Here is a 9,200-nt window from a genome sequence, read left to right as displayed (position 1 = left end):
TATTTCTTATAAAAGATTTTTTTTTTTGTGTTTTTGTGTTTTTTTTTAATTGACTTCAGTGTTGTGGTCTTCGTCCCTGGTCCCGCACCCCGGCCCCCCCCCCCACCGCTTCTCTGATGGACCGGATCGTGCTTGGGGATCCGAGAGGTCGGTGCGCGAGCTTTGGCTGTCATGCCGTCATCTGTTGGTAGGGATGGGGGCACAAGCGGCTTGGTTGTACTGGGGTGGCGGAGCGGGCGAGCGCAAGCGTCCTGACCGGCACAGAGCTGGCCTCCGGCCTTGCCAAGCGACCCATACCTCAAGCTGGCGTGCTGCCCCCGTTGTGTCAACGTATTGCCGCCGCCAAGCACCTCAAGCCGGCGATCACGGCCGGCATCGGCTCCGACTCGCCGTAGAGGTCACTGCTGTCCCACTCGCGACGCCGGCGTCCTTCCCGCTGGCGGCCGAGCTGCGACGACTGCCCGCCCTTCGCCGGGTGTTGTGAAGTGCACAGCCGCGCGGGCGAGCTCGTCCTCAAGGTCGTCCAGGGCACGGCGGGCAGTGGCGATGCGTTCTCGCAGCAGATTTGCGTCCTCCGGTCCCTGCTGCGTGGGTGGCCCTTCCGCCTCCATGTCCCGTGCCTCGTCGAGGGAAGTGATGACCACGCCGATGAGGACGTTGACCAGGACGAAGGAGGCGAGCAGGACGTAGGACGCGTAGTAGACGATGCTCCAGCGGGAGATCTCCAGGCCGGCGCGGACGGCGTCGCCGATGCCGTCCAGGGTCATCAGGAGGAAGAGGGTGAGGACGGCGCGGCCGATCGAGCCGAAGTGCTCGGGGTCGTGGCGCGAGAAGAAGACCCACCCCACCATCGCGTAGACGTACAGCAGCAGCGCGCCCACGACCAGGAAGCTGAGTGTGCCGGGAAGGCTGCGGCCGACCGCGATCAGGAAGACGCGCAGCTGCGGCAGGAAGCGGGCTGAACGCAGAACACGGGCCAGCCGCAAAAGCCGTAGCACGGTGGTGTTCTCCCGTACGACGGGCAGGAACGCACTGAGGACGACGACGAGGTCGAAAAGGTTCCACGGATCGCGGAAGAAGGAGCGCGGGCGGTCGGCGTGGGCGGCCAGGCGCAGCACAATCTCCACCGTGAAGGCGGCGACGCAGGCGTGCTCGGCAAGACGTAGCCAGTGGTGCCAGTCGTCCACCAGTCCGCTGTACGTCTCCAGGCCGAGCAGCGCGGCGTTGGTGAGGATCAGGGTGAACACGGTGGCAGCGAACCAGCGCGCTTCCGTGAGGGCGCGGCACCGGCGCGCCAGGCATACCCGGGCTGGGGTCACTCGGGCCGTGGGGGCGCCGTCCGTCATCCTGCTCTGTTCCTCCGTGCAGCACACTGTTCCCGGCCAACCGGGCTGGAAGGCGGGCTTGTTGAGCGATCATGCTCCAGGAGAGACTTCTACAGCAATGTAGAGAGCGATGCGCAGCCGGTACGCCGTTTTGGTCCCATCCGTCCCCCTGGGAGAGCAGATCTGATGTTCGGCCTGAGTGAACTGGCCCTGATCCTCCTCGTCGTCGTCGTGGTCCTGGGGATCAAGAAGCTGCCCGAGCTGACACGTTCGGCGGGCAAGGCGGCCCGCATCTTCAAGAGTGAGGCAAAGGCGTTGAGGAACGACGAGCGGTGAGCATGAGTCGGCCCACCGCTCGTCGAGGACTGGGCCGACTGCACCTCTGTCCTCGGGCCGCCCGCGGCTGCAGGGGGCGGGCCGGCAGGTCGCCCAGGCTCACCGTGCCGGCCAGGCGGCCCGAGTCGTCGCAGACAAGTGCTGGCGAAGCCTGGAGCCGGCATAGGAGATCAATCGCGTGGGCGCCCGTCGCGTACGTGGTCAGCTCCGGTGCGGGGCGGGCCAGGCCGCGGGCGACCATGACGCGACCTTGAGCACAGACCGTCGGCGCCTCGCGGGGTGGACCGAGCTCAGAACAGTGCCGTTGTCGTCTTGTCGGATACGCAACGTCCGATCCTCGGGAGCCGGAATGAGCCCGGCCTCACCGACAGAGGGGACCAGTCAACAGATCGCCGTATCGAGTCGAGCCAGCAGCGGGACAAGATGCCACGCGTCAACCCGACACCTCGTCATGTCTGATTGCGTTGCGCTGGGTCGTTATGTGATGTTTGGGCCAATGTGAGCCGTTCCTGCTGCCCAGCGCCAATAGAGCTCCGGCTCACGCTGCTTGTTGCAGCTGACGAGACCGAGTCGGGGGTGCTGCGCCGTCCTTGAATTCCAGTGAGGGGGGAGTGAGCGGTCGTCCTGGTAGAGGCACATGCCTTTCTCTCCCGCGATTCGCCATGCCGTGCGCTTCCAGGTGGTACTTTTCCAGGGTTGGGGAGCCCATTTCTGTTCTGGGCGTGATGCGTCACACAGCGCCAGACCGGCGCTGCTGGTCAGTTCGGTGAGACAATATCCTCTGTAAAGTCTTGTTCTGATCGTTCCGTCGTTCCTGATTTCCCACTTCTGTGCGCTGGTTCCCTTGCAGCTGTTGATCCGGACCGCGTCGTACTTCGTTTGAGTGTTCACCGCTTCGAGGCACTGCTCCGGATCCCTGCTGCTGAACTCGGTAGTTCTTCCAATGTCTCCAATGATTTCTCCGAGGCGCGGGTTCCGATGCTCTTGCTGGTACTGACGATGAACCCAGTCCGAATCGTCGAGTGCAAGCGGCCCCTTGTAGGTGTCGGCCAGGGCGCAACTTTTCTTGGAATGGCAATTGGTATGCGCGAGGTAGCGTCTGACAGCCGCTTCCTTTTCAGCCACTTGCCCAGGGAGCAGGTTGGGTTCAAGTGACGACATGGTGTATCCGAGATAGGATGCGACGGGGATGCCGGAGAGGTATCCCGCTTTTCTGAAGTATCTGGCTCCGATGCCGTGGTCGCTGTGGTCGACCTTGCCGCGGAGACCGAAGGCGAAGGAAGCGTTGTCGTAGTCCAGTGTGAGAATACGTTGCGCTCTTTCCTGCCGGGCGAGGTCGGACAGGGTTCGCAGGAGCTGGTCCTCGGTGTAGGTTTCCATGCTTCGGAACAGCTGAATCCGTTTACGGGTTGCCAGGAACAGTTTGAGCATGCTCTCACTTTCCTTTCCGTGAGGAAGGCCGTCGTGCAGTCCCAGGAAGACCAGTTTGACGGGTGATTGCGAACCGCTTTCGAGGCTGAAGGATCTGATGCTGCGACCGTTGACCCGTGTGCTGTCCTCGGTCCAGCGATTCGGTGCCCCGGCAAGCTCCGCATAGGCCGCGCGCACCCCGTTCTCTCTTCTCGCGACGTAGTCCCGGGCTACCTGTGAGCTCTTCCCGTCATCGCCCGCAGTGAGATAAACGGTGGTGACCGCGCATCCGGAATGGATTGTCTTCCTGATCTCCGGGTCGACAAAGTAGAGGTCGTCGTCGGGATGCGCGACACCGATCATGGTGCGTTGGCATCCGTGAGGTTCTTGTGCCGCCTTCGACGTCTGGTGCGACGTGGGGCCCGCGCCCCTGTTCGCGAGAGGGGAATCACTTGAAGAGCACGATAATCCCAGAATTGCTAAAATCGCCAACGTCATAGCGGGAATCAGCCGGTGCGTCGAGCCAGTTCTCTTGCTGTCTTTCGTGCACTCCACTCAACCATTCCTTCCTTCTCGTCCGTTTGGCTCGCATCACGTCCATGCTCGGGGGTGGTCCGGGGCAAATCGTGGTCGCGAGCGTGACACCTCCGGCGAGGTCTCTTGGCATTCGCCGACGCGCACAACTCATAGGGGTACCGGTAGTTGGACTGCGCAAAACGACCGACTCGCCGGGACAACCGAATATCCAGTGAGTGAAGTGGATCTGCGCCACGTATCTGCCCGACTGAACAGACCCTCAGCGCACGTGAAGCAACCAGCCATCCACCGAAGGCCATCCCCATTGCGATGGCCCACTGCATACCGTCGACGTGATTCTGCTTGTCGAGCGTGTCCAGACAGGTGAGCTCCTGCTGCCTGTTGTCCAGCCGGTGCCAGGCGAGCCGGTTCTCCGCAGTGGCACGGTGACGGACATGCGGGGTCTCGGTCTCATTGGCCACAGGAGTGTTTCGGGCTGCCGTACCTCACAGGAGCCATGTCGGTCCCGCCGGGCTGTCCTGCCGTCAACAACACTGGGTATTGTGGCGGATACGCGCGGAAGCCGAGGTGTGGGGTCGGCCGGACCGCCAGGCCCCGCCGCCCAGCTGCCGGGCTCACCAAGGAGCAATTGCGTGTGCTGCGCCGGGTGGGGCGTGAGTGGGGGCGAGTGTCGGCCGCCCCTGAAGTCTGGCGCCGCGCTTTGCCCGTGGATCCCGATCTCGGGAGGTTTCCGCCTCCGGTGGAGGTCCGCCCTGCGCGGTTCGATCGTCTGGTGGCGGTCTCTCCGCTCGGGTCCCGTTCTGCGGGCGAACAGGTCGACACGGGAGACCTGCCCTCAGGGTGGCTGGGAGGTGCGCGGGCACGGGCCAGGCGGCTGGTGCTGGGAGCAGCGCGCACAGTCGCACGGCCACCCGCCTGCGCCGTGCTCTGCGCCCACTGCCCAAGATCGTCATTACCTCGGTCCCGTTCCATCTGCCGTCGGACTGACCGCCGGTTGAGCAGTGCGTGAGGTCGTCGTGCGCCGTCCGTGCCCGTGCTCAGGGGAGTCCTGTCGCCTGGACCACGCGTTCCAGATGGTAGTAGTGGGCCACGCATGAAGCGGGCCACGCCTTGCGCCCGTCGTCAGCGAACGGTTCGGTCATTTTGCTGATGGGCAGCCGTGTGTAGGGGAGTACCTTCGCGCCGGCCGCGGACTGGCTGCGCAACCAGTGATCCTGGTCGTCCCATTTCCGCGCGCGGACCGCCATGTCGGTGCCGAGATGCACGAGAGAGACGGCAAGCGAGAGGCAGGCGAAAGCGTACACAGTTGCGGCGACGGCCTTCGGCGGCCCGGTGGGGCGCCCGCGCTCTCTCCACGCGCGGCCGAGGAGTGCGCCCACGAGGACAAGCAGCAGGATGTAGAGCAGCAGGTAGTCGTTCCAGAGTCGTGTGGATGTCGCGACGGTCGACCCGAAGGCCGGGTAGGTGATGACCGTGCACAGATAGCCCGAGACGAGGAGGGCGCAGACGCCGGTCCGGGCGAGCAGCGTCCCGTGTCTCATCGGGGGCAGGCGGCCTTCGTGCTGCCGGGCCAGCAGGCCCAGGAGAAGGCCGGCCACGAAGGCCCCCAGGTACTGCCATGTCGTGAGAATGATGGCTGCGATGTGCGCGAAACCACGCAGCGAAGCGAGGAGCGATTCGGGAGTGAGTATCGACGAGGCATGGTGACGTTCACGCCGATGTCGTGAGCCCGGAGAATTGAGGAGGATCAGGCTTCCGATGACGATTCCGGTGATCCCTGCGACGCACCAGCCGCGGAAGAAGGTACGTCGCTCCTGCGGGACGATCCGGCCGCTGATCAGCAGCAAGCAGCTCAGTACGACCACACCGACGACACAGGTCTCCTCCGACAGCGTGCCCATGAAGAACCCCGCCAGGAAGACAGCGAGCAGGGCGATACCTCTGCCCCATCGTGATGTGGCCCGCAGGAGGGGAAGGGCCGCAGCGCAGGCGAACACGGGCGGCAGGGTGTGCGAGACGGACGCGGCCGGCCAGTAGAACGTCTTGTAGGTGTTGGGGGACCCGAACAGGAACATCGCCGTCACCATCGATGCCAGCAGGAGGGGGACCCCCCGTGGCACCGTCATCCCTGCCCTGGGCAGAACGCCGGCGACAGCGGCCCAGAGGAGCCCGAGCATCAGCACACCGCTGATCAGGCCGAACCATTGATGCCCGGCGACACCGAACCGCGCATAGCACCAGACCAGCACAGCGTTCATGACGCGCCCGTTGTCCAGGTAGTAGAACTTCCCGACGATCGCGGACACCCCCCCGTCACGCACGACGGGCAGAAAGCACCAGTCATCACCGGATGGACGCACCCATCGGCCGAACCAGGCCGCGGCCGCCAGCAGAGCGACGGGGAAAGCCGCGAGCGAACCGACCCACAGAGATGTCCACCACCGAGCTGTTCCGCGGTCCGGAACACCGTCTCGCCGTCGCTCCTGAACGGATTCACCTAGGGGACGTTCCACGACCGGTATTCCTTTCGCTCGGGTCCGACTCCGTGCCGCGGCCCTCGCGTCCGGGCCCGCTCACAGGCCGGCGCGGTCGGGACCAGTTCGCTCCGGCGTGTCAGCCCTCGGGGCGCCGAACCCAGTAGGAAACGCCGGCCCCCACAGCCCATTCCCCCTCGCTGTCCGGACGGGCACGCCTGTTCACCGGCAGCGGTCAGGGCAAACAGGGCCGGACAGCTCCGAACCGCCCCGGAAGATGGCTAAGTGTCACACAGTTCAGCAGAACATGAGAGCACCTGCCGTTGATCAGAGCCGAGTCTGCACAACTCTCTGTTCGAAGAACACTGCAACGCAGCAGGGAGGACTCAGGAGCCGACTGGTCAGGCGCATCACCAAGGACCGTTCGGGTAGCGACGAGACGGATGCTTCACCCATTCGGTGCCATCCCGTGGCGTGATTCGGCCGGAAGGCATCGCGGAGAACGAGGGGGCCTGCACAATTCGCTTGACGATGCCTCAGATCGAGACGCATCAAGAGGACAAGGGCGCATACTTCCGAGATGCCGTGACCACACCTGCCAGGGACCCGAATGACAGAGTGCCAGATTTCGATCGTAGTTCCCTGTTTCAATGAGGACGAGGTGATCGAGCGATTTCACCAAACACTGGTTGTCGTCCTCGAAACGACTCGACGCAGCTTCGAAGTCTGTTACGTCGACGACGGCAGCCGGGACGCGACCAGGGAGCAGTTGCGCGCCCTCGCTGCCGCGGATCCGCGGGTTCGCTACACCTCTTTCAGCCGGAATTTCGGCAAGGAGGCCGCGATGCTTGCGGGACTGCGTATGTCCCGGGGGGACGCAGTGATTCTCATGGACGCCGACCTTCAGCATCCGCCCTCACTCGTTCCCCGGATACTGGAGCTGCGGCAGCACGGCTACGACCAGGTCGTCGCGCGGCGGGACCGTTCGGGGGACGGCGTGCTGCGCAGCGTCGTCAGCACGGCCTACTACCGCGCGATGGGGCATTGGATGGATGTCGACATCACCGACGGAGAGGGAGACTTCCGGCTGCTGTCCCGTCCTGCCGTCGAAGCGGTGCTCGCCCTGCCCGAAGCCAACCGGTTCTCCAAGGGAATTTTCTCCTGGATCGGCTTCGACACCGTCAGCTTCACCTATCACAACGTCAGCCGCGCCGCCGGTACCTCGAAATGGGGCGGAAGACGCCTGCTCAACTACGGCATCGACGGACTGATCTCCTTCAACAGCCGACCGTTGCGTCTGGCCGTCTACATCGGTCTCACGCTCTTCTCCGCAGCGCTGGCGTACGCGCTATGGATCGTCATCGGCGTCGCCCTGCACGGTGTACGCGTCCCCGGATTCGCCACCCTGCTGACCGCTGTCGTGGCACTCGGCGGGGTCCAGCTGGCCACGCTCGGCATTATCGGTGAATACGTCGGGCGCATCTACCGCGAAACGAAACACCGGCCGCTCTACGTGGTGCGCGAGACGGAGGTTAGCGTGCGGCAGGAGCGCCACACCATTGCGGACCGATATCCGTCCGGAATGCTGTCAGCGACGGATGCGGGAGCCTCCGCGATCGGATCGTCCAAGGGGCGCACCGTGCGCCAGTTCTTCGTCTTCGCGTCGATCGGAATCGTCAATACGGCGGTCTATCTGGCGGTGTACGCCTCCCTGAACCGATGGATCCCCTATCTGATCGCCCACGTCATTGGTTTCGCGGTCAGTATCGTGGGGTCGTTCTTCCTCAATACGTACATCACCTGTCGTACGAAACCGACGTGGCACGGATTCTTCCGGTATCCCGTCTCGAGCCTCGTCAACCTCGTACTCACCGGCGTTCTCCTCTTTGCCGGCGTACATACTCTGGGAATGGGCAAGAACGTTGCCGCCGTGGCGGCGGGACTCCTTGCCACCCCGCTCTCGTTCCTGCTCGCCCGATGGGCCATCAACTCCGGCACCGCCCTCGCCCAGCAACGGGCCCGCTGATCGGGAACCCGCGCCGGCCGGACCCGAACGGCGCGACGCACGGGCTCCTATGGCGTCGGCCTCTCATTCCGGCCCTGGTCGGGGTAATCGCGTTCCTGCTCTCCGGATATCTCTGCACTGTCGTCGCCCATCCGGTATTCGGTGCGAGCGTGGTCACAATTAAATTCCGCAGCGTAATGATAAGGGAGTCGGCGATCGATAATGGTGAAACCGTTCGTATGAATTCAGAAGAGAATCAACTCGTTGAGCGGCTGCGCCTGGACCTAGGCACTCGGAATGAGATTCGGCGAATCTCCTTGATTCGGTGAAAATGAGATGAGGACTTCTGTCGGAATTTCTTCACCGACTGCGAGTCAATCGTGTACCGCTGCTTCAAAAGCGCTGAAGGGCGTTGTGCCGACGGGAGTCGTCACGTTTAGCTGATGGGCGGATGGATTTGTTTCGGAGTAGCGTTGGCACAGGGAGAAGGACCTGTCGTTTTCGCTGAGTCCCTGGCGTGTGCTTGGCGTAGTCGGCAAAGGTGTCTGTCGCCCGGAGTGACGAGGTGTACGCGTATGGAATCAGATCGTGCAGATCGGATGGTGTCGAGACTGCGCGCTCGCGGAGTCATGGCGCATGTGGTCGAGGCAGGGGTGTACGAGTTCGGTATCAGGGTCGTGCTCGATGAAGATCTTGAAGCTCTGTGGGACCTTGACGGAGCTGCCGGTCTTGACGCGGAGATCGTCAGCGAAGGCGTGCTCGTCGGCTTCATCCCGCATGTTCCCGGTTCGGAGAATTTCACCGAAGACCAGCTCGTCAACAGCATTGCAACGACGGATTACACCGTAGGCGGCCTCAGCGTCCCGACGGATCGCCCCGTTACGGCAGCACGGGAATCCGGCGAGGTTCAATCGAATTCAGTTGCGCCTCGTCAACGCCGGGCCCACTGGATCCGGCGAAGCGAAAAGTGAGAAATGGCTCAAGGGCGGTTCGGTCGCTCACGCGGCGGCTTCATCATCTAGTACTCCAGCTGTAGATCGTGATCTTCATCGTTGTTGGGTGGCCCGCCGTTCGTAGTGGCAGGTCCGGGATCGGGCTTGATGGCGTCGTCGC

The 9,200-nt window shown here is 63.6% G+C and carries 6 protein-coding genes; 3 read left to right on the top strand and 3 right to left on the bottom strand.

The window, feature by feature from the left end; genetic code table 11:
* Positions 1-398: 398 nt before the first annotated feature.
* Positions 399-1,346 (bottom strand): ion transporter, encoded by a 948-nt coding sequence (locus tag AB0915_RS36410; protein WP_366695282.1) that lies wholly within the window; start codon positions 1,344-1,346, stop codon positions 399-401.
* A gap of 165 nt (positions 1,347-1,511) precedes the next feature.
* On the opposite strand from AB0915_RS36410, the gene AB0915_RS36405 reads away from it, so the two are divergent.
* On the top strand, positions 1,512-1,661 hold the full coding sequence (locus AB0915_RS36405) for a twin-arginine translocase TatA/TatE family subunit (RefSeq protein WP_366695280.1): 150 nt from the start codon (positions 1,512-1,514) through the stop codon (positions 1,659-1,661).
* A gap of 477 nt (positions 1,662-2,138) precedes the next feature.
* On the opposite strand, the gene AB0915_RS36400 is transcribed toward AB0915_RS36405, so the two are convergent.
* Positions 2,139-3,434, bottom strand: coding sequence for a PIG-L family deacetylase (locus tag AB0915_RS36400; RefSeq protein ID WP_366695278.1), 1,296 nt, complete (start codon positions 3,432-3,434; stop codon positions 2,139-2,141).
* 1,211 nt (positions 3,435-4,645) lie between these two features.
* The gene (locus tag AB0915_RS36395) at positions 4,646-5,929 is read right to left on the bottom strand and encodes a DUF6056 family protein (RefSeq protein WP_366695276.1); all 1,284 of its coding nucleotides are present in this window, start codon (positions 5,927-5,929) and stop codon (positions 4,646-4,648) included.
* 763 nt (positions 5,930-6,692) lie between these two features.
* Between AB0915_RS36395 and AB0915_RS36390 the strand changes: the two genes are divergently transcribed.
* Positions 6,693-8,108, top strand: coding sequence for a glycosyltransferase (locus AB0915_RS36390; RefSeq protein ID WP_366695274.1), 1,416 nt, complete (start codon positions 6,693-6,695; stop codon positions 8,106-8,108).
* A gap of 608 nt (positions 8,109-8,716) precedes the next feature.
* Positions 8,717-9,058 (top strand): hypothetical protein, encoded by a 342-nt coding sequence (locus tag AB0915_RS36385; RefSeq protein WP_366695272.1) that lies wholly within the window; start codon positions 8,717-8,719, stop codon positions 9,056-9,058.
* Positions 9,059-9,200: the final 142 nt, after the last annotated feature.

This window comes from Streptomyces sp. NPDC048411, from assembly GCF_040704695.1.
In the GTDB taxonomy this organism is placed as follows: Bacteria; Actinomycetota; Actinomycetes; order Streptomycetales; family Streptomycetaceae; genus Streptomyces.
This window is presented reverse-complemented; position numbering and strand designations above follow the sequence as displayed.